Below are 22,429 nucleotides of genomic sequence, written 5' to 3'. Positions count from 1 at the left end.
ATTCTGGCGACACGTCCAGCAGATGGGCGTGATTTAAGCGGTGAAATCCGGCTTGTGGCGTTACAAAACGTAACGGCTGAGGTCCGTGGACTTGGTCAATTCGCCCAAATTGTCGTTCACGAACTGAGCGTCGACTGTAATTGCGGTGCCGGCCTTGTCGGGTGCTGCAAAAGACAGGTCTTCAAACACCCGCTCCATCACCGTGTACAGACGCCGCGCGCCAATGTTCTCGACGCTCTGGTTCACATCTGCCGCAATGCGCGCCAAGGCGGCGATGCCGTCATCGGTGAAGCTGACGGTGACTTCTTCGGTGCCCATCAGCGCAGTGTACTGTCGGGTCAGGGCATTGTCGGTTTCGGTCAGGATGCGCACAAAGTCTTCTTCGGTCAGCGCGCGCAGTTCTACCCGGATTGGCAGGCGGCCCTGAAGTTCAGGCAAAAGGTCCGAGGGTTTTGCGATGTGGAACGCGCCGCTGGCAATGAACAGGATATGGTCAGTTTTGACCGGTCCATGCTTTGTGCTGACAGTTGTGCCTTCGATCAGGGGCAGCAGATCGCGCTGGACCCCTTCGCGGCTGACATCGCCGCCGCGCGCGTCCGTGCGGGCGCAGACCTTGTCGATCTCATCCAGGAATACGATGCCGTTCTGTTCGACTGATTCCAGCGCTGCGCGATTGACGGTTTCATCGTCTAGCAGCTTGTCAGCCTCTTCGCCGATCAGTGCGTCATAGCTTTCGGCAACGGTCATCTTGCGTTTCACGGTCCGGCCACCGAAGGCTTTGCCAAAGATATCGCCCAGGTTCATCATGCCCATCTGGCTGCCAGGCTGACCCGGAATGTCGAACATCGGCATCGGGCTCGAGGTGTCGGACAGCTCCAGCTCGATCTCGGTATCGTCCAGCTCACCTGCTTTCAGTTTCTTGCGGAACATCTCGCGCGTGGCCTCGCGAGCATCCGTCCCGGCAATGGCTTCGATCACACGATCTTCGGCGGCCTGATAGGCGCGGGCTTTGACGTCTTCGCGCATGTACTCGCGGGTTTGGATGATCGCGGCATCCGCCAGATCGCGCACGATCTGTTCCACGTCCCGACCTACATAGCCGACCTCGGTGAACTTGGTTGCCTCAACCTTGATAAATGGTGCGCGGGCCAACTTGGCCAGACGGCGGCTGATCTCGGTTTTACCAACGCCGGTGGGGCCGATCATGAGGATGTTTTTCGGATAGACCTCGTCCCGGATATCATCGGCCAGCTGCTTGCGCCGCCAGCGATTGCGCAACGCGACCGCCACGGCCCGTTTGGCATCCTTTTGCCCGATGATGAAACGGTCCAGTTCCGAGACGATCTCGCGCGGGGTCAGGTCTGTCATGAGTTTTCTATCCAATTGTTTCGCACCGGAACCTAATCATACGCCACGAAAACACAAGCTGATCACGAAAATCTCACGCCAACACACGGGATGCACACGGAAATTCGTGGTGATGTGAATCGCCAGATGGATGTCGGCTGCGCATAGTCGCGGGCGACGGGCAAGTTCGCCTGCGTTTTGAAATGGAGACCCACATCATGATGACTCGTCGTTCGCTCTTTTTGAATGCCGCTGCAACCGGTGCCGCCCTGACGCTTGCCAGTGCCAGCGGTGCTGTCGCCGGAGGTGCAAAGAAAAAGGGCACTTTCGAGGGCCGTTCGAAACACATCACCACTGGATCGGTCAAAGTGGTCAAAGATCGCGATCGCTTTATCGTAGAGCTGGGCGAAGACTTCTCGTTGGACAATGGCCCAGATCCACGCGTGGCTTTTGGTAAGGACGGCACCTATGACCCGAACTCGAAACTGGGCGCGTTGCTGAACCTGAAGGGCAAACAGAAATACGCTGTTCCGCCGACAATGGATATTTCGGGCTATAACGAAGTTTACATCTGGTGCGAAGTTGCCGGCGTACCGCTGGGTGTTGCGGCGCTTTCGTAACCCAACAACGACTAACGCCCAGAGGCCGGGAAAATTCCGGCCTCTGACAAGGCGTTAGGTGGCAAAGCGCCTATCTGCTACACTCACCTGCAGGAACAAGTTCCGGGGTGCGTGTCATGACCAAGATTGCCAAGATCACACTGCTGTTCGTGGTGTTTGTAGACTTGATCGGGCAAGGTCTGGTCTTTCCCATCATCAACTCGCTCATCATGGAAACGAAATCCGGGTTTCTGCCAGAGAACACCCCGATGGGGCGACGCCATTTCTACTATGGCCTCGTGATTGGATGTTTCTTTCTGTCCTGGTTTCTTGGGGTGGTCTACGTCTCGAAGGTTTCGGACTCGATCGGGCGCAAGAATGCCTTGTTGGTCTGTCTGGGCGGGGCGCTGGCCGGGTACGCCATCACGATCGCTGCGCTGTATCTCAACAGTTTGGTGCTGCTGATCCTGGGCCGGTCCATCACCGGATTCACCGCCGGCAACCAACCCATCGCACAGGCGGCGATGATCGACGGCAGCACGGATGCTGCCGATCGAGACCGCAACATGGGCTATATCATAACCGGGGTCAGCTTTGGTCTGGTCGGCGGCCCGATTATCGGAGCCGTTCTGTCTGATGCCGCCATTCTGGGCAGTTACGCGACGTTGAAGATGCCGTTCTACGGCGCTTTTGTTTTAGTGCTGATCGCGATTTTCCTGGTGACGTTCTTCTTCAAAGATACCCGCACCGAACGGGCGGCATTCGTCTTCCGCCCCCGCGACATCACCGACAGCCTGATCGCGGTGCGTGATCACCCGATGGTTCTGAAGATTCTGCCGGTCTATGCGCTGTTCATGGTTGCGAACGTCACGTTCTATGTCTTCGTAGACAATTACCTGACCAGTGCTTGGGGATACGGTGTGATCGGTGGCAGCATGGCAATGGTGGTGATCGGCTTCGCACTGGCGTTTTCCAGCACGTTCCTAGTGAAACCGGCGCAAGAGAGGTTCAGCAAGCACAAGATCATCCAGACATCTTTGGTTGTAATGGTGATCTGCGGTTTTGCGTTTGTCTTCAGCCCAAGCGCCGTGCTCAGTTATGTTCCGATCTTCTTTTTCTATTTCTTCTTCGGTGTGTCTTACCCAACCCTGCTGGGCCTTTTTTCTTCCAGCGTCAGCGAGGCGGACCAAGGTTGGGTCATGGGGGTCACGACAGCCGTCTTCTGCCTTGCAGGCGGTGTGATGTCCCTGATCGGCGGCGGATTGATGAGCATCGACATCCGAGTGCCCTACTACATCGTCATTGCGACCGCCCTGCTGGGACTGGTCGGCATGTATCGTCGCTGGAAAGGCAAAGAGATCTCGGCGTTGCTGGCCTAGATCGTCTCAACCGTTAGATTGCCGTTGGTATAAACGCAGATGTCGGCGGCAATCGCCATGGCCTCACGCGCGACCTGTTCGGCCGTTTTGTCGCTGTCCATCATCGCGCGCGCCGCGGCGAGCGCGAAGTTGCCACCCGATCCGATGGCGGCGACGTTGTGTTCAGGCTCCAGCACGTCCCCTGCCCCGGTAATGACCAGCAGGTCGGTTCCGTCGGTGACGATCAGCATCGCTTCGAGCTTTTGCAGGTACTTGTCAGTCCGCCAGTCCTTGGCCAGCTCGACCGAGGCGCGGGCCAGTTGGCCGGGCGTTGCCTCAAGCTTGGCTTCCAACCGTTCCAGCAGCGTAAAGGCATCCGCGGTCGATCCGGCGAATCCCGCGACAACTTCGAACCCGCCGGGTGACAAGCGGCGTACCTTGCGTGCGGTCCCCTTGATCACGGTCTGGCCAAGGCTGACCTGCCCGTCACCGGCAATGACGACCTGACCGCCCTTTTTGACACCAATGATCGTGGTCCCGTGCCATCCGGGAAAATCGCTGTCCGCCATGAAAGCCTCCGTGTTCTCAGGGGCTATATATGGGCCGGGCGCGGGATCGGCGCAACCCGTTGCAAAACTGCCTAAAAGATATGCACAGAATGCAATTCGGGGTTACCAGACCAGCAATTGTGAGTCCGACAGCGTGGGACTACATGAGGCTTACAACCGACAACGGGTCGGCTGTTTCACAAATTAGGACCGGACACATGGCAACCACAGCAAACATCCATGCGCCGCTCGGAGCAGCTACCATCCTGCACGTAGCGGACGCGATCAAAGGCTTCTATCGCTCGACAGTCGAGTGGAACGAGCGCCGCGTAACGCGCAAGCTTCTGTCGGCACTGACCGACGCCCAGTTGGAAGACGTAGGTCTGGTGCGCGCGGATATCGCAAAGATCTGATCCCGCACTCAGAACCAGATTTTGGAACAGCCGCCCGGACACCCGAGCGGCTTTTTCTTTGTCAGCTTTGCACGTAGTTGCCAACCTGGTCGGGCAGAAACGCCTCAATCGCGGCGGTGGCGATGACATGGCGTGTCCCCGCAGCGTCATCCACAACATCCAGCCCGCCTTTGACGGCGCGAACCTCGGCCCGGCCTCGTGGCAGATCGGCAGCGACCTGATCGCAATCAACCGCATCGGGGTTTTGCACCGCAATCGTCACCTGAACCCGCATCTCAGTGTGGTCGATCCCTAGCTTGGAAAACAGCGTGATCGAGGAATGATGCAGCGCGTCCTGCACCGCGCGGCACGCGGCTTTGGTGTAGTCCTGACCATACAGGTCGTTGCCGGTGCCCATTTCCAGAATGATGCGTTTTTTGGTCATTAAGCGGGCTCCATGTCGAATGAGACGATGACGGCTGCATTGGCAATGACCGTGCGACCTTCAGTATGCGGCTTTTCGATATCCAGACCGCCCTGTGTGACGGTGATGTTCGGCTGGCCGTAGGGAAAAATCGCCTTCAACGCCTCGGTGTCCACCTTGCCGGGATGCTGCACACCGACCTCGGCATCAATGATCATCGCTTCTTTTGGAAACCCGAACAGTTCGGCCATGTTGACCGAGTTGTGCCACAGCGCATCTTTGATCGCGCGCAAGGCGGCTTCGGTATAATCCTCGCGCCTGAGGGATGTGCCCATCCCGAACTCCACCAGAACCCGTGTTTTGGGCATATCGCCTCCTGTTTCATTTACAGCGGTACTCTGCACGAGTTGGCTGGGACGAAAAGAGCCAGAACACCGAAGTGTATCCGGCCAAGGTCGATTGACCAGAAAATTGGCCCGAGTCCGCAATATCGAGTAAAATTGCTGGACTTTGAGCGTTGTCAGCGAAGGATTTGGTTCGATGAAGTCATTTCAACTCACATTAGCGGCGTTGGTACTTGGACTGGCGGCAACATCGGTGGTTGCGGAGGAGATAGAAGACCAACAAAAATTCATCGACCTGGTCGTCGGCAAAAAGCTTGTTCAGGGTGAGACCTGGGTGAAAATCCTCAAAGACGGGAAGGTTGAGGGCCAAGGTCCAAAGGCCGGTGATATCAGCGGGACTTGGGAGTGGAAGGGTCGTTACTACTGTAGGAACATTAACATCGAAGAGGTTGCCATGCCTCGCGACTGTCAGGTTGTTACGATTGATCAGGACAAGGTGACGTTCACGCACAAGGAAGGGATCGGCGTTTCGGTCCGCTGGACGATCGAATGAGGCCTTTTGAAAACGTGCACGAAGCCTTTGAGCTTTAAAAAAAGGCGCCCCATGCGGGACGCCCTTTGGATCAGTAAATCGGCAAATCCTTAGATGGATTCGTCAATCCAGCTTTGCAGCGCAGCCTTGGGTGCCGCACCTGCCCGGTTCGAGACAACCTGGCCATCTTTGAAGATGAACAGCGCCGGAATACCGCGTACGCCCATTGCGGCGGCCGAGTTCGGGTTGCTGTCCACATCCACCTTGGCGATCTTCACCTTGCCGCCATACTCGGCTGCCAGCTCTTCCAGAGCGGGGCCAATCTGCTTACAGGGGCCGCACCACTCGGCCCAGAAATCCACCACAACGGGGACATCGGAGTTTTTGACTTCGGCGTCAAAGGTATCGTCGGTAACGGCTACGGTCGACATATTCTGTCTCCTGAATGGGGTAACTCGGGAACAGAACGTAGGGGTCGGGCTGGGTAAGGTCAAGATATCTGGGTACGGTCCAACGCATCCGTCACAAGATCGTGTGGCAACCACATGAGCGTGGCTGTCCGGGTCCACAGGATTGCGGTTCGGATTTCATGGCTTGGATAGATCTGCGACATGGCCTGAGCATAGGCCCCCATTTGTCGCAACACGCCCTCGGGGCAGGTTTGCGCGTCCCTCGGCACGGTCGCATTTGATTTGAAATCAATGACCTGAACCTCGGTATCTGAGACAATCAGCCGGTCGATAATGCCGTGCATTCGACGCCCGTTCAGATCGGCCGTCACCGGCACCTCAGCCAGAGCGTTGTCGGCAAAGACTGCCTGCAGATGCGGTGCGGCCAAAACGTCGCAGGCCTCGGCCAACAGATCTTGCCGGTCCGGGTCTTGCAATTCGGGTAGAAGCCGGGCGCATAGCTCTGGCCAGCTATCCTGCGCGACCGAGGGCAAATGTTCCAACAACAAGTGCAGGCGCGTACCGCGAAGTTTTGCGGCCTCTTCATCCTGTCCCGCATCGCCAGGCAGGGCCTTGGCACCCCCAAGGTCCGACGGGCTGATGGTTTCAGGTTCCGCATCAGGTGTTTTTGCTGATGTCAGGAATGACGGCGGCATATCCCGGTCAGCCACTGTGGCCTCATGCGTTTCGATCATGGGCAGAGCGTCCCAATCCCCGTGCGAAAGACGCAGGGTTTCAGTGCCGGTCAATTGCACAGCCCCTGCCCGTTCCATCGCGGCTTGCACCATCAGATACCAGCTGTTGCCATCTTTACCGACATCGCCCGCAGCGCCGACAATCAGCCACTTTTCGGCCCGTGTTAGAGCCACATACAGCAACCGAAGCCGCTCATTCTCTTCTCGGGCGCGGGCCTCATTGCGGGCCTGTGCAATCAGCGCCGGAGAGGCATCGGCTGGCACCTTCCACAGGGGTGTTCCATCCGCAACCATAATCTCGGCGTCGCGCGGGGCTTGCCGTTTTCCGGTATCCGGCAGGATTACAATCGGTGCCTCCAGACCTTTGGAGCCATGCACCGTCATCACCCGGATCATATTGCCCACGCCGCTCATTTGACGTTTGATTTCCAGATCATCTGTCTGCATCCAGACAAGGAAACCTGTCAGGCTGGGGATGTCGGTCCGTTCATAGGCCAAGGCTTGGGATAGCAGGGCGTTGATACCATCTTCGGCCTCGGCCCCTAGGCGACCCAGCAATTTGCGGCGGCCGTCATGGCGGGTCAGGATACGTTCGATCAGGTCATAAGGGCGCAAAAAGTCGATTTGGCCACGCAGATCATTCAGAACGGCCAGCGTTTCCGGGAATTCGTCGGCTCGCTGGCGCAAGGCAGCCCACAGGAATTGTTCTTTCCGGCGGTGCGCTAGATCGAACAGCTGCTGCTCGCTCCAACCAAACAGCGGGGATTTCAGGACGGTGGCCAGTGACAGACTGTCCTCGGGCGTAGCCAGAAAGCTCAGCAGAGCGGCCAGGTCTTTGACAGCAAGTTCTGCGCCAACTTTCAGACGGTCTGCCCCGGCGATGGGCAACCCTTGCGCCTTGCAGGCTCGGATGATCTCGGCAAACAGGTCCGAGCGGCGTTGGACCAGGATCAGGAAATCCCCGGGCTGCACTTTGCGCCGGACAAATGTGCCGGGCTCGCCATCTTCGGGAATCGTTTCGCCGCTGTCGATCATATCCTTGATCGATTTGGCGACCTTCTCAGCCAGAATGACATTGTGATGCCGCGCTCCGGGCCGATCCACAGGATCGGTCCAGTCGCTGTCATCATCGTCTTCGACCTTTTCCACGACGGGCCACAGATCGACCCTGCCCGGCAAATCTGCTTTGAAGGCGCGGTGCTGGCTGTCCTTGTGAAACCCGGCCTCAGCTCTGTTTTCGAACAGGATATCCACCAAAGACAAAATCGCGCTGGAGGATCGGAAGGAATACTCCAACGTCGAATCCCATAGTTTAGAGCCTGATTCCGACAGTTTTCGCCCAAACTCGGCCTGCATCCTGTCAAAGGCCTGAGGGTCTGCGCCCTGAAAAGAATAGATCGACTGCTTCTTGTCGCCGACCACGAAAATCGTGCGCTCGACTCCGGACCGGGCCCCTTCCCCGCTGGTGAATTCCTGCGCCAGTTTTTCGACCACGTCCCATTGATCCGGGCTGGTGTCCTGCGCCTCGTCGACCAGAATGTGGTCGATTCCGCCGTCCAGACGGTACAACACCCACTCGGCCACCGCGGGATCGTTCAGGACTTGCCGCGCACGCAGGATCAGGTCGTCAAAATCCAGCCATCCCCGCAGCTGTTTGCGCCGTTCGTATTCCGGCAGGAAAGCGGTTGCGAACCGGTGCAGGAAATGAGTCTTTCGCGCTGCGATCAGGGCAAGCCGGTGTTCCCGAGCGGCCTCGACCCGCAGCATGAACGCCTCAAGCTGAGGCATCTGGCCCGCCAGAATCCCTTCACGCAGGGCTTTGGTGGGGAAGCTGTTGATTTTGGCGGTGAACGGCTCTTTCGCGCTTTTGCCGGTCAAAAACACGCTTTCCAACATGGGCAGGCTGGTGATCCGTGCCTCTGAAAAGGCTGACAGTTTTGCTGCCGCTTTGGCATTGTTCCCGCCGCTTTCATTCAATGCGGGCAGGATGGTGCGGATCAACTCCACTTCTCCGCCCAGAAACACGCGGCTGAGCAGGGTATCTTCGTCAAACCCTTCAGGCAGTTCAAATCGCTGCAGGACGCCGTACCAGTCCAGTGGCTGCGCAAACAGGTTGCGTTTGTGGGTGATCGCAGCCGTGAGATTGTCGAACCCGGTATCGGTGACAAACCGGGCGACATCTTCGATGAGTGTGGCCTGAGGGCCTTCTGCGAAATCCTCGACAATCTCTTCCCGCAAAAGGGCTGCCGCGCGGTCCTCCATTTCTGAAAATTGCGGGCTAACCCCGGCTTCTAGCGGGAAGCGCCGCAGCAACGAGGCGCAGAACGAGTGGATCGTCTGGATTTTCAATCCGCCAGGCGTTTCAATTGCGCGGGCGAACAGCGTGCGCGCCTGCGCCAGCCGATCCGGGTCGATGATCCCCGGCACACCCAGATCGGTCAATTGCGCCAGCAGCGGGTCATCGCCAAGCATGGCCCATTCACCCAACCGTTTGAACAACCGGTTCTGCATCTCGCTGGCGGCGGCCTTGGTGTAGGTCAGGCACAGGATGTGTTGCGGCTGCACGCCAGCCAACAACAAACGCGCCACCCGGTCGGTCAGAACCCGAGTCTTACCGGACCCCGCATTCGCTGCGAGCCAGGTCGAAGCGTCGGGACGTGCGGCCTGCACCTGCCGCTCGGTCGCGTCATTGCGGGCGCTCATGTCAGATCCTCGGGCGTTGTGTCATCGGTGCGATCCCACTCGCCAAACCGGGCCAGATGGTCATAGTCGCCAATGTCCGTGTCCTTGTGCAGCATCCGGCGGGAAGAGAATCCCTGATCAGGCTCTAAATAAGCTGAGATCAGCTCTTTGAGCTCGGCCAGAACCTTGTCGGGTGGTTCTTTTGCCAGTGGTGCCGGTATTTCTTTGTAGCTGCCGCCCATGCCGATAAAGACCGCCTCGGCCACCGGAAACGGATCAAACCCTTCGATACCGCCCTGCTCGGCCATCATCGCTTCGATCAGCAGCTGTTTGTCGAACTTGGATTGCTGGCTTTCGGTCGGAGGGGTGCCCGTCTTGTAGTCCACAATCCGCAGCGCGCCGCGGCTGTTACGGTCGATCCGATCCGCGCGCCCGGCAATGGTGAAATCCAACGGCGACAGCACCAGCTTCATCGCGGCTTCAAAGGCCACGGGACCACCGTCACCACGCCGCGCGGTTTCGGCGGACAGAAAATCATCTGCGATGCGCTCCAACCGGGCCAGCCAAAGTTTGCGCGCCGTCGGCCACGCCACGTGCTGATCCAGCAAGGTTTCTGCACGTTTCAAAAAGTTCTCGCGGGTCAGCAAAGCGCTGTCCAGAACGCTGTCCTTGATGAAGTGTTCCAGGACTTCGTGGATCACGATTCCGCGCAGCAAAGCATCCGGAGCCTGAACCAGCGGGTCCAGCGGTTTCAGTCGCAGAACGTGTTTGGCGTAAATGGCATAAGGATCACGGATCAGTCGTTTGATCTCGGTCACGCTCAGCCGGTTGGGTCGAGATGTCACCGGAGGCCGCGGTGACGGGCGCGGCGCGGGTTCGATGTGGGGCGCTGCCTCCAACTGTTCAGACCATCGCAGCCATTGCCGCCCACGTGCGCGCATCGCCGACAGGGCGTCCGGCCCACCCTGCCCTGGCAGGCCCTGCAACAGGTTCGTTAACCGGTTCAGCCAGCGCGACGGAACGGTTTCAGCATCATCAGAACGAGTCGCGCGGGTCAGCCAGACCTCAGGCGCGCCGATGGCCTGTTGGAAGTCATGAGCAGACAATCCGATCCGACGTTCGGGTAACAAAAGCCCGGCCTTGTCGCGCATTTGACGGTTCAGCCACGGGTCGGGAGCGGCGGCTTCTGGCCAGCTGCCTTCGTTCAGCCCGCCGAGGATCAGCAGATCAGCCCCCTGCACGCGCGCCTCAAGCGTACCCCAGATCATGATGTGTGGATGCGGGGCGTCGCGGTCGCGGACCTCTTCGCCTGCCAAAAGTGCGCCCAACAGGTCGGCAAAGTCGTGGGCGGTCATGGGGCCGCCGTGCTGCGCCTCTTCTTCCAGCCCGGTCAGTACGGCCAGTGCCTTTTGGCCTGCGTTCTTATCCCATAATGTGCCGGTTTCCCCCTCGCTTCCGGCGGAAATCGCTTCGGCCAGTTTGCGCAGGGCGAACACCCAGTCGGACAAGGGACGCTGACCAAGAACCTGTTGATCGCAGAAATGCGTTACCACCCACCGAACCCACTCCTCGGGTACCTCTTTGCGAATAGCAAAAGCAGTCAGGCTGGCGCTGTCAGGGAACGGTGGGCCATGGCGGCGCAAGTCCAGTTCAAGATCGCGGGTGTGAAGCAAATGCACCCCACGCTCGCCACCGTCGTGGCACAATGGGTGTTTCAACAGGGTCAGCAGCGCCTCACCATCCAGACGCCGGGCAAACAAACCCGCGACATGGCGCAGGAACCGGCCCGGCGGCGACAACTGTAGCGGCAGACCGGCGCTGTCATCGGGCAGGATATTCCAGCGATCCAGGGCGGCGCTGACCTGACGGGTCAGCATCCGGTCGGGCGTGATCAGCGCAGCGGTCTGGCCGGACTCAGCGGCTTCGCGCAAGCGCAGTGCGATGGCCAGCGCCTCTGACCGTGGTGACTGCGCCTCGACAAGCGTGAGGTCTTTGGTGGCACCATCCAGATCGGTCAGCTTTGGGCCTTCGGACATCCATGCGTCAGTGATCGGCGCTGGCCGTAAAGCCAGCGATGCCAAACGGTTACGAGAGGGCGAGGGTGCCGGATCATCGGTCCACGGACGAACCTGACCCGGCTCAAGCCCAAGCTGGGTCATCAGTTTACGGAACCGGTACTGAGGGTGATCTTCGGATGTCAGCGCATCGTCCAACCCATGCCAGACATCCTCTGGCTGATCGAAATCATACCCTGGCAGGATCAATGCACCCTGAGGCAAGCGGGCGACGGCCTCCATCAACATCAGTGTGGTCCCGCGCGAACCGGTCGAACCCGCAAGGATCACCGGATGCTGCGGGGGCGCGTCGTGCCAGCGTGCGATCAGGTTCTCCACCACCAGCCGTTGCCGCGCCTGTACGTCCAAAGCATTCGGACCGGAGTCAACAAAGTGATCCGCGATCCCGAAAAATGTCTGGGCGCGGGCCCAGTGCCCGGACATATCGCTGACGTCCAATTGGCGGATCGCATCAGGCGAAACCCCTTCGCCCTGCATCTCGTCAATCAGCGCGGCCAAGCTGTCAGACAGATCAAACAACGACGACCGCGCGGCCAGATCGGGCTGTTGCTCCAACAGTTTGGCGATCAACTGGGTCAGCTCCAGCCTGCGGCGCAGCGGAGGAACAGCCGGCGGGATCTGAGCCAGATCGACACTTTCCCCCAGATCGGTGACAAGTGACAAGCGTGGCAAAAGGCAAGCCGGACCCTGATCGAACAGATCTCGGACCCGCCGGGCCATGCGCCGTGTGTTGACCACCAGCTGAACCCGCGCCAGAGCGTCGGGCGGATGCGCGGCGCTGCGATTCCGAAGGCCCTGAACCAGCATTTTCGGAAAGTCCGCTCCGGGTGGAACAGCAAAAACGCGCGGCGCGGGGCTGGGCTCAAACATTGGCGATCAGATCCTCGGCCAAGGCAATCCCTTCCGGATGGCCGACATCGCACCACCGCCCGGGATAGATACAGGCAAACAGGCGGTTGTTCTGTTGCATTTTGTCCCACAGCAAGTTCAGCGAGAATGACGTCTCTGGGATATCCAACAACCCTTCGGTTTTCATGATCTGGGCACCGCCATAGATCAGCGTGCCGCCACGGGTGATCCTACCGTTTTTATCTGCAGTGAAATCACCTTTGCCGGCGTGCCCGACTGTCTGGTCCACCGGAACGCACATCAACAATGCGTCCATGCGATCCGGGTCCCACGCCTTTTGCAACAGGGTCAGCGGGTTTGGCCCGGACCAAATGGCATCGGGGTTAAGTGTGAAAACGGGTTGAGGTCCCAGCAAGGGCAGCGCAGCGCGCAATCCGCCGCCTGTTTCCAGTATCTGCCCGGTTTCATTGGACAATAGAACGCCTTTGGGGGCCAGATGTGCTTCCAGCTGTTCGGGCAGATAGTGCAGATTGGCCACCACGCGCTTGGGGCGCAGCTCGTCCACAAGACCCAGCGCGTGATCGATCAGCGGCTGTCCCGCGACCTCGATCAGGGGTTTGGGTCGGTCCTTCGTCAAAGCACCCATACGGGTGCCAAACCCGGCGGCAAACAGCATGACGGCTTCGGGTGTTTGGGTCATTTCTGTCTGAGCCTGTCCAGATTTTCAGGAGTGGGTGCAGGCAGGGCGTTGCGCACCAGATCAGCGACCGAGACCAGCGCGGGATGTTCCAGATCCCGCATCAGATGCGACCAGGTTGCCGGGATCAGGTCGATATAGCCGGGTTTGCCATACTCGGTGGCAAGCCGGGCAAAGACGCCCAGAATTCGCAGATTTCTTTGCGCTCCCAAGACGGCATAGGCTGTGCGGAAGTCGTGATCGTTCATCCCGGTCGCCGCAATGTAACGGTTGACCATCTGCATCTCGGTTCCGGGTGAAACATACCGGCGCACATCCTGCAGCAATGAAACCAGATCATAGGCCGGATGGCCCAGCATGGCGGATTGAAAATCCAGCAAACCAACGCGCTTTACGCCGGTGCGATCGGGCAACCAGATCAGGTTCTCGGCATGATAATCCCGCAGCACGACGGTTTTGCTGCCCGAGGTTTCGCGATGCAGGATGTCCGAGAACCGGTTTTCAAACCGATTTCGCGCATCGGTGTCATGAGTGCCCAGGATTGCCTGCGCGTATTTCGTAAATGACAACGCGGCCAGCTCAGTCATGAGTGACGGATCATATGAGGGAAGGGACAGGGTGGCTGCATTGTGCAGGTCGACCAAAACATCTGTAGCGGCAGCGTAAAGTTCGCGCTCTTTTTCGGGGGTCTGTTCCAGCACGCGGGCGAACAGATCGTCGCCAAGGTCCTCAAGCAGGAGGAACCCGTAATGAGAGTCCTCTGCGTATATTTCCGGAGCACTCAGGCCAAGGGACAGCAGGTATTGAGCGACGCGCACGAAATCATCGACATTGCCCATCTTGTCCGGAGGAGAGTCCATCAGAACCGCCGTTTTACCGGTGTCAGGATCGGTCAGCCGTTCGTACTTTCGGTTCGAGGCATCGCCGGCCAGTGGCGCGTGCTGTGCGTTGGCCCATGGTGTCTGCGCGATCAGCGCTTCGGCCAAAACCGCCCGGTTCGTCATTCATCAATCCTTAGTTTCTGAGGCCATTTCGGATCCGACCATGACAAGGTCAAATGGCGGATTCCCGTCGTGTTAGGGTCTGTTTTGAAGGTCAGAGTGGCAGCTGTTTCCGGCGTCAGCGGACCCAGCTTTCCAGGCCATTCAATCAGGCATATTGCGGTGTCAAAAGCCTCGGTCAGGCCCAGTTCTTCGACCTCTTCGACGGCGCTCAGGCGATACAGGTCACAATGCCAGATTTCTGCCTGAGGCGTGTCATAGGCCTGAACCAACGTGAAGGTGGGTGAGGGCACATCCTCTGGCTCGGCCATCAGCGACTGTATCAGACTGCGTGCGAAATGCGTTTTGCCGCTGCCAATTTCGCCTTCAAGCAACAGGATGTCGCCGGGCACAAGTGTTGCGCCGACGCGGGCTGCGAATACGGCGGTGTCCTCGGGGGAGTTCAAAGTCATAGTGCAGGGCGATTTGGTCATGGCGCCACAATGGCCCTGAGCCCGGTTGCCTGCAACCCGGTTCAGGCGCTGATTTGCTGCACCTCTTGCCGCATCGCCTCTGGCGGGTCCATGTTGAAACGAACAATGGTCGCCCCGTTCTGCATCGGGCACACGATACAGGTTAGCGGTGTTCCGTTGCGCAGATAAATCACGCCTGACCATTCTGCCCGGTTTTCGCGCATTTCCACAAAGTCCCGAATTTCGCCCAGGATCGGGGTCGCGGTGCAGTGTTCCTGCCAGGTTTTGGTGACATCCAGAACAGTATCCGCATCAAACCCGGAATCCCCGGTGTCGCCCCAAAGTTTCTGATAGGCATAGTTTGTAAACGCCAGTGTGCCATCATCGCTGAAAACCGCCACCGCGTCGGCCAGCTTGTCCAGAATGGATTGCATCAGGTCCATTTCCGACCGAAAGCGCCGGGTCAGAGTGATTTCGGCCGTAATATCCTCGAACAGAAAGGCGACCGCGCCGTCCGGATGCGGTCGCCCGCTGACCGAATAGACCGAGCCCGAGGGCAGGGACCATGTTTCTTGATAGTTGCCGTCTTCTGCCGCCTCGAGCAGGTCGTTCATCTGCCTGCGCCAACTGCGATAATTCTTGGGCTCAGGCATCATATGCTGGTCGCGCAGACGGTCGAAAAAGCTGGACAGGCTGGGGCGGCAGCTCAGGAAATCAGGGGGCAGGGTGGTCAGGTCAATCAGGGCAGGGTTGAACAGCGCCAACTGGCGATTGCGGTCGAAAATGGCCAGCCCAATGGAAAGCTGGGCAAAGGTCTTGGTCATTGTCTGAACGAATTTGCGCTGCGCGGTCTCAGCCTCGACAATCGCGTTGATGTCCACAGCATAAGACAGGTGACCTTCGGGATGATCGACCAGCGTAAGATCGAACCACAGTTTGTTGTCGCTGAATGCGGAGGAAATCGAGACGCGCGTCTTTGCGCTCAGCCTTTGGTCGTCGTCGTGCACCGGAAACAAGGGGGCGGTCAGGTCCGTATCCTGCCCCCGCACCTTGCGAACCAGCGAGACATAAGCCGCATTGCACCAGCGCACGGTACCTTGATGATCCAAAAGCCAGACCGGGTAGGGCGCCTTTTCCATCGCGAGGCGATTGGGATCGTTGGGTGCGCGGTGGGTTGAGGACGGGCACTCGCTTTGGTTGCGCAATTGCACCCGTACAATTCCGTCGATCCATTCACACATAACATCGCGTTCGACGGTGCAGTCGATGGCCGGAATGACCATGTTGCCCTCACGGCGAATGCGGTCTGGCGTTTCGGGAAAGGTCGGGAAATCCCGCTGTAGCAGGCGCCGCAAGTCGGACCAATCACGCACCTGTTCGAACCCTTCCAGCGCGATGTCCGAATGGCTGATCAACTTGTCCCCGTCGAACAGAAACACCGCGTCGAACAGCGACGCGGGCGCAGAAAGGCCAAAATTGTCACCTCCTTGCCGCCGACGTGGCAAAAGCCACTGAACGGCAAGACTTGCGGATACAAGGCTGATGATGGCCAGAAAGATCCAGTCGATCATGCGCTCTCCGGTATGCGAAACAAAGCGTTAAGACTATGCGCCATATTGGTTAACGGTGTCTTAACTCCGGAGCGTCGGGCGGTGATCAGGTCTGGAAGCGCTGGTTGACGCCTGATGGAACCGGGGTATCGCCGGTCTGCGCGTCCACAAGGTTTCTGGGCCAGGTTACCCTGACGATCGCGCCCCGGCGTTCAGGGTGGTCTGACAGGGTTTGATAGGGATCCGAGCCGTTTGCAAAATCCAACTCGGCACCGCTGCGTTCCAGCAGCGTTTTGGCAATAAAAAGGCCCAAACCCATGCCCTCGTATTCCGGGCGGGTCTTCTTATCACTCTCGCTGCGGCGGCGGCGCATGAATGGATCGCCAATACGGCCGATCATCTGAGACGGGTAGCCGCGGCCGTCATCCATGATGCTGACGGTGATTTGTTTGGTGGACCATTCCGCCTCGACCCAGACGTTATCGCGGGAAAAATCCACCGCATTCTGGATCAGGTTGCGCAGACCGTGAATGATCTCGGGCTTGCGCAGGATCGAGGGTTGTTGGACATCACCATCTTCGGCCGGGCCTTCGGTGAAATGTACGGTCTTGCCCCGGTTGATATGCGGTTCGGCCGCTTCGTGGACGACGGTGGACAGGGGGGCCTGTCGCAGATGCAGATCGTCTTTGCCCGCGCGGCCCATATCGCGCAGGATATCGCGACAACGGTTCGCCTGCTCCCGGATCAGGGCGGCGTCTTCGATCAGATCGGGGCGGTCTTCCAACTCCTCGATCAATTCGGAACTGGCCAGTTTGATCGTGGCGAGCGGGGTCCCCAGTTCGTGGGCGGCGGCAGCCACGACACCCCCCAGATCGGTCAGCTTCTGTTCACGGGCCAGTGCCATATGCGTGGCGGCCAGAGCTTCGGACATGGACTGCACCTCGGAACTGACGCGGTGCGAATACGCGCCCAGAAAGACGATGGCGATCACGATGGCGGCCCAGTTTCCGAACAGCAGAATGTCGGGAATATCCAGCTCGGCCCCCAAAGCCGTGCGCAGGGGCTGGTGGAATTCGGCCAACAAGGTGGTCAGAACAATCGCTACGCCCCCGATTATCAACGTTGACCGCGTGCTCATCACACTGGCCGAGATAGTGACAGGCCCCACCAGCAACAGGGCAAAGGGGTTGTTCAACCCGCCCGTGAGGTACAATAGGACTGTCAGCTGAAGCAGGTCAAACAACACCATCAGAAAGTTCTCAAACTCGGACAGGCGTTTGTTGCGGGGAAACAGTAGGATCGCGGTCAGGTTCCCCATGACCGAAATACCGATCGCCAGATAGCACAAGGTAGCATCCAGCTGGATTTCATAGGTGTGCTGAGCCACGGTGATCGCGGTGATCTGGCCAATAATCGCCACCCAGCGCAGCAGGATCAGTGTACGCAGACGGATCCAACTGCTGCGTTCCTGACCGCGCCAAAATGTGATGTTGGAATTTGCCATCGGTCGATTATGTCCTGTTGCATCGGCTGAGCTTCTTGATAGGTGTCCCGGCCGAAACGATCAACAACCCCTATTTCGTCAGGATTGAAGTCATGGTCCGTCTTTATGCCATCCTTGCAACCGTCGTGCTGGCCGTAGGTCTGGGCGCCATGTGGCTGCTGACCCGGGGCACCGGATCGGATGACAAGTTTGCCCAGTGCCGAACCAGCCAAATTGCGGGTGGCACGGCAGCCATCGGCGGGCCGTTCGAACTAATCGACGGTCAGGGTGCAACAGTCACCGACAAGGATGTCATCACCGAGCCGACGCTGGTCTATTTCGGATATACCTTCTGCCCCGATGTCTGCCCGTTTGACATGTCCCGCAATGCCGAAGCCGTGGATATTCTGGCCGAGCGGGGCCAGTCGGTGACGCCCTTATTCATCTCGATCGACCCTGATCGCGACACACCCGAAGTTGTTGCGGACTACGCGTTCAACCTGGGTGGCAAGACCATTGCGCTGACCGGCTCGCCCGAGCAGGTCAAGGCGGCAAGCCAGGCCTACAAGACCTATTACCGGGCTCATGACAAAAGCGATGAGTACTATTTGGTCGACCATTCGACCTTTACCTATCTGGTCACGCCTCAGGACGGTTTCATCGAGTTTTTCAACCGCGATGACACCGCAGAACAGATGGCGGATAAAGTCGGTTGCTTTCTGGACAAGATCTAGAGGGCGACACCTTGTTTGACCTTTGGGATGGCGCTGCTATTACTCATGGTTAAGCCAAAGGCGTGAAATAGCGGAAAGAACAGAATATGGCGGACAGCTCTGACCTCGACATCGGCCCCGACAAATCCCTGCTTTTGGTGGACGATGACGAACCGTTTCTGAGACGTCTGGCAAAGGCCATGGAAAAACGCGGGTTCGAAGTTGAAACCGCGGGCTCTGTTGCTGCAGGCCGTGCTATTTCGACCGCTCGCCCGCCTGCCTATGCCGTGGTTGACCTGCGGCTTGAGGATGGCAACGGTCTGGACGTAGTCGAAGTTTTGCGCGAAAAGCGCCCCGACAGCCGGGTTGTGGTCCTGACCGGATACGGCGCGATTGCAACCGCTGTTGCTGCCGTCAAGATCGGAGCAACCGACTACCTGTCGAAACCCGCCGACGCTACCGACATCACCAACGCGCTACTGGCCAAGGGCGATGAACTGCCCCCGCCACCAGAAAACCCCATGAGCGCGGACCGCGTGCGTTGGGAACATATCCAGCGGGTGTATGAGCTGTGTGACCGGAACGTGTCGGAGACCGCGCGCCGCCTGAATATGCATCGCCGAACTTTGCAGCGGATTTTGGCGAAGCGCAGCCCGCGGTAATTTTCAAAACAGTCAATAACACCTTATATTCTATAGCTACCTTTCAATTGATTGGTGGCTATAGAATATATGAATATGCAAGGGGGCGTCAGCCCGAGAACTCCAGAAATCCGACCCGGCGGGTGAACTCGAACGCGGCTGAAAACCGGGCGTCATCGCGTACTTGCAGCCAGTAGTCGGACATCTCTGTGGAAAATCGGATATCATCCAGAACGATCAACGTGCCTTTGTGAGATCGTTCCAGAACTAGATTTAGCTGGGTATCGACAAATTCCGGTGTGTGAATTGCATCGATGAACGCAAGATCGATGGAATCGGGTGCCTCGGCCAGATTCTCTTCGAACGTCCCTTTGATCAATCTCGCGTCTTTCAAAATCGCGGTTATGTTGGATTTAGCATATGGGGACCAGGCTGAATTCGGTTCGAAGCCAGTGAATTCCCCGGCGCGCAAGGCAGAGAGACCTGCGCACCAATACATGCCAGAAACTCCAAATGCACTGCCGATTTCAACGACTTGATTTGGTTTCAAGACACAAACCAACCATGCAAAAAACTCGCCCGTGCGTTTCACGGTACGCACCTGATCAGAAGATCGAGTTGCGGATGAGGATGTATCCGTCGGGTAGTTTTCAAGTTTATGATAGCCTTCCCAAAGTGGCAGTGCGCCGACGGTGGCAGTTTGCTTTGATCGTGTTTCGATTTCTTCAAACAACGGTTTCAGGAATACATCTTCGGGCGCCGATTGCGGCAATTCACGAGCGACCCATGACTCTGGTTCTGCTCGGTGGATTTGGATGCCCGCTTTTTGTGCCTGTTTTATCTGCAAAACGTTACTTCTTTATGCTTCAACGTCACAAAAGTACTTACCATTCAGCTACCTGTTTGCGCTTTGGCGCATAAACCGTTTTCAAGAGATGACCAGGATATAGCCAGGGTATGCTCGTGACATCCAGTGTTTACGTTGCGATTCATATCCTGTCCAGTAGCGCCTGATGCCGATCGGTATAGGCCCGCCGCACGTCAACTGGCGGCCTCAGCCTGATCTCCAGCCCCTCCATCACCGCTTTGTCCGGATGGCCAAAAAATTTCGTCGCCTCGGCCTCGGAAAACCCCGCAATCTGTGTCGCCTCCATCCAGGCACTGATTTTGTCGGCCTTTTTGATCTGGCGTTTCACCGTTTTCGGAACCTCAGCAGGTAACCCAAAGCGGATGTGGATCGCCGCCGCCAGACGATCATCAAGCGCACCGTAGTCAGGGCCGACGGCGGATTTGACGGGTGAGATCATATCTCCGATCACATATTCCGGCGCGTCGTGTAACAGGGCTGCAAGCCGCCATTTCACCGGTGCATTGGGCGCGATACGGCCAAAAAGCTCTTCGACAAGCAAAGAGTGTTCAGCCACGGAATAGGCGAAATCGCCCGCCGTCTGACCGTTCCAGCGCGCCACAAACGCAAGACCATGCGCGATATCTTCGATCTCGATATCCACCGGGGTCGGGTCCAGCAGATCCAGCCTGCGGCCAGACAGCATCCGCTGCCACGCTCGGGGTTGTGTTGCCATTATGCCATGCCTTGTGAAGTTGGACACGTTGAGTTCGCGTTTTTGTGCTATGATGTACCTGTCAGGATCACATGCTGCCAACATTTTCTTGAGCTATCGTGCTTTGAACCTACACGATCTGATCCCGACATTAGGACTGAGGGGGGCATACTCCTTTCAGTTATGCCCTCTCGAAACGAAACACGGATCGAAAGGAGCATGTTATGTTCAAACGTTTGTTCGCAATCGCCCTGACCTTTGGAATGGCCGCCACTGCGCCGCCCGCCTTCGCCAAAAACTGTGCGCAGCGCGATCATGTGATCGCCAAGCTGCAGGACAGCTACTCGGAAGAGTTGGTGTTTGGCGGGTTGCAGAAAACCCGCGGTGCGCAGGCTGTGATGGAGGTTTGGACCTCGAAAAAAACCGGAAGTTATACGGTTCTGGTGACTCAGGCGAACGGCATTAGTTGTATTGTCGCCGTTGGCACAGATTTTTTTGAAGCGATACCAAAGATTGAGCTCAAGGGTGAACCAAGTTGATTTAACCGGACGGTTCACCCGGTTTCCGGCCATTCGCGTTGCCACCTGCCCCAAGGAATGCTAGGGGCTGCCCGGACTGTGATTTACCGGAATGGAGCACCTGATGGCCGGGGACTATATCGTCAAAGACATCTCATTGGCCGGGTTTGGCCGCAAAGAACTGGATATCGCTGAAACCGAAATGCCGGGCTTGATGGCTCTGCGTGCAGAATACGGTGAAAGCAAGCCTCTGACAGGCGCGCGGATCGTGGGTTCGCTGCACATGACCATCCAGACTGCCGTATTGATCGAGACACTGGTCGCACTGGGCGCGGATGTGCGCTGGGCGTCGTGCAACATCTTCTCGACCCAGGATCACGCGGCTGCTGCGATTGCCGAGGCAGGTATTCCGGTCTTCGCTATCAAAGGCCAGACACTTGAAGAGCACTGGGATTACCTCGACAAATCCTTCCTGTTCCCTGAAGGCCCAAACATGATCCTGGACGATGGCGGCGATGCGACGCTGTACATCCTGCTGGGTGCGCGTGCCGAAGCAGGCGAGGACATTATTCCTGTGCCGTCTTCGGAAGAAGAAGAGGTGATCAAGAAGCAGATCGCCAAGCGTATGGCAGCAAGCCCGGGCTGGTTCACCAAGATGCGCGATCAGATTCAAGGCGTGTCCGAAGAAACCACCACTGGCGTCAACCGCCTGTATCAACTGGTGAAAGACGGCCATTTGCCCTTCCCGGCGATCAATGTGAACGACTCGGTGACCAAGTCGAAGTTTGACAACAAATACGGCTGTAAGGAATCGCTGGTCGACGGTATCCGCCGCGCCACCGACACCATGATGGCCGGTAAGGTGGCCGTTGTGTGCGGCTATGGCGATGTGGGCAAAGGCTCTGCCGCGTCGCTGCGCGGTGCCGGTGCCCGTGTGAAAGTGACCGAAGTTGATCCGATCTGCGCCCTACAGGCCGCGATGGACGGCTTTGAAGTCACCCTGCTGGAGGATGAGGTCGCCAGCGCCGATATCTTCATCACAACCACAGGCAACAAGGACGTGATCCGCATCGAGCATATGCGCGAGATGAAGGACATGGCCATCGTTGGTAACATCGGTCACTTCGACAACGAAATTCAGGTGGCCAGCCTGAAGAACCACAAGTGGACCAACATCAAGGAACAGGTAGACATGATCGAGATGCCCTCGGGCAACCGGATCATCCTGCTGTCCGAAGGCCGTCTGCTGAACCTCGGCAACGCGACCGGCCACCCATCATTCGTGATGTCGGCGTCCTTCACCAACCAGGTTCTGGCGCAGATCGAGCTGTTCACCAAAGGTGACGAATACCAAAACGAAGTCTACATCCTGCCCAAGCACCTAGATGAAAAGGTTGCCCGCCTGCACCTGGATCGCATCGGCGTCAAGCTGACCCAGATGGATAACGAGCAGGCGGCCTATATCGGCGTGAAACCCGAAGGCCCCTATAAGCCGGAACACTACCGTTATTGAGTGCT

General features: G+C 58.0%; 22 protein-coding genes. 8 read left to right on the top strand and 14 right to left on the bottom strand.

Annotation, left to right across the window (positions count from 1 at the left end; translation table 11 throughout):
• Positions 1-60 precede the first annotated feature (60 nt).
• Complete coding sequence (hslU, locus tag GOV53_RS15860) at positions 61-1,368, bottom strand: ATP-dependent protease ATPase subunit HslU (protein WP_170426340.1); 1,308 nt, start codon at positions 1,366-1,368, stop codon at positions 61-63.
• Between the two features lie 197 nt (positions 1,369-1,565).
• Here hslU and GOV53_RS15855 point away from each other — a divergent pair, with 197 nt between their 5' ends.
• Both GOV53_RS15855 and GOV53_RS15850 read left to right on the top strand, forming a co-directional pair.
• A complete protein-coding gene (locus GOV53_RS15855) occupies positions 1,566-1,967 on the top strand; it encodes a DM13 domain-containing protein (RefSeq protein WP_170468200.1) in 402 nt (133 codons plus the stop codon).
• A 116-nt stretch (positions 1,968-2,083) separates the two neighbouring features.
• Complete coding sequence (locus tag GOV53_RS15850) at positions 2,084-3,325, top strand: MFS transporter (protein WP_170468198.1); 1,242 nt, start codon at positions 2,084-2,086, stop codon at positions 3,323-3,325.
• On the opposite strand, the gene hslV is transcribed toward GOV53_RS15850, so the two are convergent.
• Positions 3,322-3,873 (bottom strand): ATP-dependent protease subunit HslV, encoded by a 552-nt coding sequence (gene hslV, locus GOV53_RS15845; protein ID WP_170426346.1) that lies wholly within the window; start codon positions 3,871-3,873, stop codon positions 3,322-3,324. The two genes, GOV53_RS15850 and hslV, sit on opposite strands and share 4 nt — an antisense overlap.
• Positions 3,874-4,070: 197 nt before the next feature.
• On the opposite strand from hslV, the gene GOV53_RS15840 reads away from it, so the two are divergent.
• Positions 4,071-4,265: a DUF1127 domain-containing protein gene (locus GOV53_RS15840; RefSeq protein WP_170426347.1), complete on the top strand. Its 195-nt coding sequence runs from the start codon at positions 4,071-4,073 to the stop codon at positions 4,263-4,265.
• Positions 4,266-4,326: 61 nt separating this feature from the next.
• On the opposite strand, the gene GOV53_RS15835 is transcribed toward GOV53_RS15840, so the two are convergent.
• On the bottom strand, positions 4,327-4,689 hold the full coding sequence (locus tag GOV53_RS15835) for a Lin0512 family protein (RefSeq protein ID WP_170468196.1): 363 nt from the start codon (positions 4,687-4,689) through the stop codon (positions 4,327-4,329).
• Positions 4,689-5,036: a Lin0512 family protein gene (locus tag GOV53_RS15830; RefSeq protein WP_170468194.1), complete on the bottom strand. Its 348-nt coding sequence runs from the start codon at positions 5,034-5,036 to the stop codon at positions 4,689-4,691. Before GOV53_RS15830 ends, GOV53_RS15835 begins: the two co-directional genes overlap by 1 nt.
• Positions 5,037-5,208: 172 nt before the next feature.
• Here GOV53_RS15830 and GOV53_RS15825 point away from each other — a divergent pair, with 172 nt between their 5' ends.
• On the top strand, positions 5,209-5,565 hold the full coding sequence (locus GOV53_RS15825; protein ID WP_170468193.1) for a hypothetical protein: 357 nt from the start codon (positions 5,209-5,211) through the stop codon (positions 5,563-5,565).
• 89 nt (positions 5,566-5,654) lie between these two features.
• Here GOV53_RS15825 and trxA read toward each other — a convergent pair whose 3' ends face one another.
• The 8 genes from trxA to regB form a co-directional block, all read right to left on the bottom strand.
• Positions 5,655-5,975 (bottom strand): thioredoxin, encoded by a 321-nt coding sequence (trxA, locus tag GOV53_RS15820; protein WP_170426355.1) that lies wholly within the window; start codon positions 5,973-5,975, stop codon positions 5,655-5,657.
• 59 nt (positions 5,976-6,034) lie between these two features.
• The gene (gene addA / locus GOV53_RS15815; RefSeq protein WP_170468191.1) at positions 6,035-9,391 is read right to left on the bottom strand and encodes a double-strand break repair helicase AddA; all 3,357 of its coding nucleotides are present in this window, start codon (positions 9,389-9,391) and stop codon (positions 6,035-6,037) included.
• Positions 9,388-12,315: a double-strand break repair protein AddB gene (gene addB / locus GOV53_RS15810; protein ID WP_170468190.1), complete on the bottom strand. Its 2,928-nt coding sequence runs from the start codon at positions 12,313-12,315 to the stop codon at positions 9,388-9,390. The genes addA and addB overlap by 4 nt, the downstream gene beginning before the upstream one ends.
• Positions 12,308-12,994: a nucleotidyltransferase family protein gene (locus GOV53_RS15805; RefSeq protein WP_170468188.1), complete on the bottom strand. Its 687-nt coding sequence runs from the start codon at positions 12,992-12,994 to the stop codon at positions 12,308-12,310. The genes addB and GOV53_RS15805 overlap by 8 nt, the downstream gene beginning before the upstream one ends.
• Entirely contained in the window at positions 12,991-13,995 is a 1,005-nt protein-coding gene (locus GOV53_RS15800) for an aminoglycoside phosphotransferase family protein (protein ID WP_170468186.1), read from the bottom strand. Before GOV53_RS15800 ends, GOV53_RS15805 begins: the two co-directional genes overlap by 4 nt.
• Positions 13,992-14,465, bottom strand: a complete 474-nt coding sequence (tsaE, locus tag GOV53_RS15795) for a tRNA (adenosine(37)-N6)-threonylcarbamoyltransferase complex ATPase subunit type 1 TsaE (protein WP_170426365.1) — start codon at positions 14,463-14,465, stop codon at positions 13,992-13,994. Before tsaE ends, GOV53_RS15800 begins: the two co-directional genes overlap by 4 nt.
• A gap of 41 nt (positions 14,466-14,506) precedes the next feature.
• Complete coding sequence (locus GOV53_RS15790) at positions 14,507-16,015, bottom strand: PAS-domain containing protein (protein WP_170468184.1); 1,509 nt, start codon at positions 16,013-16,015, stop codon at positions 14,507-14,509.
• An 85-nt stretch (positions 16,016-16,100) separates the two neighbouring features.
• Entirely contained in the window at positions 16,101-17,498 is a 1,398-nt protein-coding gene (gene regB, locus GOV53_RS15785; RefSeq protein WP_170468182.1) for a sensor histidine kinase RegB, read from the bottom strand.
• Between the two features lie 92 nt (positions 17,499-17,590).
• Here regB and GOV53_RS15780 point away from each other — a divergent pair, with 92 nt between their 5' ends.
• The gene (locus GOV53_RS15780; protein ID WP_170468180.1) at positions 17,591-18,211 is read left to right on the top strand and encodes an SCO family protein; all 621 of its coding nucleotides are present in this window, start codon (positions 17,591-17,593) and stop codon (positions 18,209-18,211) included.
• A gap of 86 nt (positions 18,212-18,297) precedes the next feature.
• The gene (locus GOV53_RS15775) at positions 18,298-18,852 is read left to right on the top strand and encodes an ActR/PrrA/RegA family redox response regulator transcription factor (RefSeq protein ID WP_142637470.1); all 555 of its coding nucleotides are present in this window, start codon (positions 18,298-18,300) and stop codon (positions 18,850-18,852) included.
• An 88-nt stretch (positions 18,853-18,940) separates the two neighbouring features.
• On the opposite strand, the gene GOV53_RS15770 is transcribed toward GOV53_RS15775, so the two are convergent.
• Together GOV53_RS15770 and GOV53_RS15765 are read right to left on the bottom strand one after the other, a co-directional pair.
• Positions 18,941-19,423 carry an O-methyltransferase gene (locus GOV53_RS15770; RefSeq protein ID WP_367648789.1) on the bottom strand — a complete coding sequence of 161 codons (483 nt, stop codon included), beginning with the start codon at positions 19,421-19,423 and terminating at the stop codon, positions 18,941-18,943.
• 397 nt (positions 19,424-19,820) lie between these two features.
• Positions 19,821-20,414 (bottom strand): HD domain-containing protein, encoded by a 594-nt coding sequence (locus GOV53_RS15765; protein ID WP_170468176.1) that lies wholly within the window; start codon positions 20,412-20,414, stop codon positions 19,821-19,823.
• 203 nt (positions 20,415-20,617) lie between these two features.
• Here GOV53_RS15765 and GOV53_RS15760 point away from each other — a divergent pair, with 203 nt between their 5' ends.
• On the top strand, positions 20,618-20,932 hold the full coding sequence (locus GOV53_RS15760) for a hypothetical protein (protein WP_170426377.1): 315 nt from the start codon (positions 20,618-20,620) through the stop codon (positions 20,930-20,932).
• Positions 20,933-21,035: 103 nt separating this feature from the next.
• Positions 21,036-22,424: an adenosylhomocysteinase gene (gene ahcY, locus GOV53_RS15755; protein ID WP_170468174.1), complete on the top strand. Its 1,389-nt coding sequence runs from the start codon at positions 21,036-21,038 to the stop codon at positions 22,422-22,424.
• The last annotated feature ends 5 nt before the right edge of the window (positions 22,425-22,429 follow it).

Source organism: Ruegeria arenilitoris (assembly GCF_013035315.1).
GTDB lineage: Bacteria > Pseudomonadota > Alphaproteobacteria > Rhodobacterales > Rhodobacteraceae > Ruegeria > Ruegeria arenilitoris_D.
This window is presented reverse-complemented; position numbering and strand designations above follow the sequence as displayed.

Coding starts and splice junctions, on each gene's coding strand:
- regB (WP_170468182.1), bottom strand. CDS start 17,498: ATGGCAAATTCCAACATCACATTTTGGCGCGGTCAGGAACGCAGCAGT.
- GOV53_RS15850 (WP_170468198.1), top strand. CDS start 2,084: ATGACCAAGATTGCCAAGATCACACTGCTGTTCGTGGTGTTTGTAGAC.
- hslU (WP_170426340.1), bottom strand. CDS start 1,368: ATGACAGACCTGACCCCGCGCGAGATCGTCTCGGAACTGGACCGTTTC.
- hslV (WP_170426346.1), bottom strand. CDS start 3,873: ATGGCGGACAGCGATTTTCCCGGATGGCACGGGACCACGATCATTGGT.
- GOV53_RS15840 (WP_170426347.1), top strand. CDS start 4,071: ATGGCAACCACAGCAAACATCCATGCGCCGCTCGGAGCAGCTACCATC.
- GOV53_RS15775 (WP_142637470.1), top strand. CDS start 18,298: ATGGCGGACAGCTCTGACCTCGACATCGGCCCCGACAAATCCCTGCTT.
- GOV53_RS15855 (WP_170468200.1), top strand. CDS start 1,566: ATGATGACTCGTCGTTCGCTCTTTTTGAATGCCGCTGCAACCGGTGCC.
- GOV53_RS15760 (WP_170426377.1), top strand. CDS start 20,618: ATGTTCAAACGTTTGTTCGCAATCGCCCTGACCTTTGGAATGGCCGCC.
- GOV53_RS15805 (WP_170468188.1), bottom strand. CDS start 12,994: ATGACCCAAACACCCGAAGCCGTCATGCTGTTTGCCGCCGGGTTTGGC.
- GOV53_RS15835 (WP_170468196.1), bottom strand. CDS start 4,689: ATGACCAAAAAACGCATCATTCTGGAAATGGGCACCGGCAACGACCTG.
- addA (WP_170468191.1), bottom strand. CDS start 9,391: ATGAGCGCCCGCAATGACGCGACCGAGCGGCAGGTGCAGGCCGCACGT.
- GOV53_RS15765 (WP_170468176.1), bottom strand. CDS start 20,414: ATGGCAACACAACCCCGAGCGTGGCAGCGGATGCTGTCTGGCCGCAGG.
- GOV53_RS15800 (WP_170468186.1), bottom strand. CDS start 13,995: ATGACGAACCGGGCGGTTTTGGCCGAAGCGCTGATCGCGCAGACACCA.
- GOV53_RS15825 (WP_170468193.1), top strand. CDS start 5,209: ATGAAGTCATTTCAACTCACATTAGCGGCGTTGGTACTTGGACTGGCG.
- trxA (WP_170426355.1), bottom strand. CDS start 5,975: ATGTCGACCGTAGCCGTTACCGACGATACCTTTGACGCCGAAGTCAAA.
- tsaE (WP_170426365.1), bottom strand. CDS start 14,465: ATGACCAAATCGCCCTGCACTATGACTTTGAACTCCCCCGAGGACACC.
- GOV53_RS15830 (WP_170468194.1), bottom strand. CDS start 5,036: ATGCCCAAAACACGGGTTCTGGTGGAGTTCGGGATGGGCACATCCCTC.
- ahcY (WP_170468174.1), top strand. CDS start 21,036: ATGGCCGGGGACTATATCGTCAAAGACATCTCATTGGCCGGGTTTGGC.
- GOV53_RS15790 (WP_170468184.1), bottom strand. CDS start 16,015: ATGATCGACTGGATCTTTCTGGCCATCATCAGCCTTGTATCCGCAAGT.
- addB (WP_170468190.1), bottom strand. CDS start 12,315: ATGTTTGAGCCCAGCCCCGCGCCGCGCGTTTTTGCTGTTCCACCCGGA.
- GOV53_RS15780 (WP_170468180.1), top strand. CDS start 17,591: ATGGTCCGTCTTTATGCCATCCTTGCAACCGTCGTGCTGGCCGTAGGT.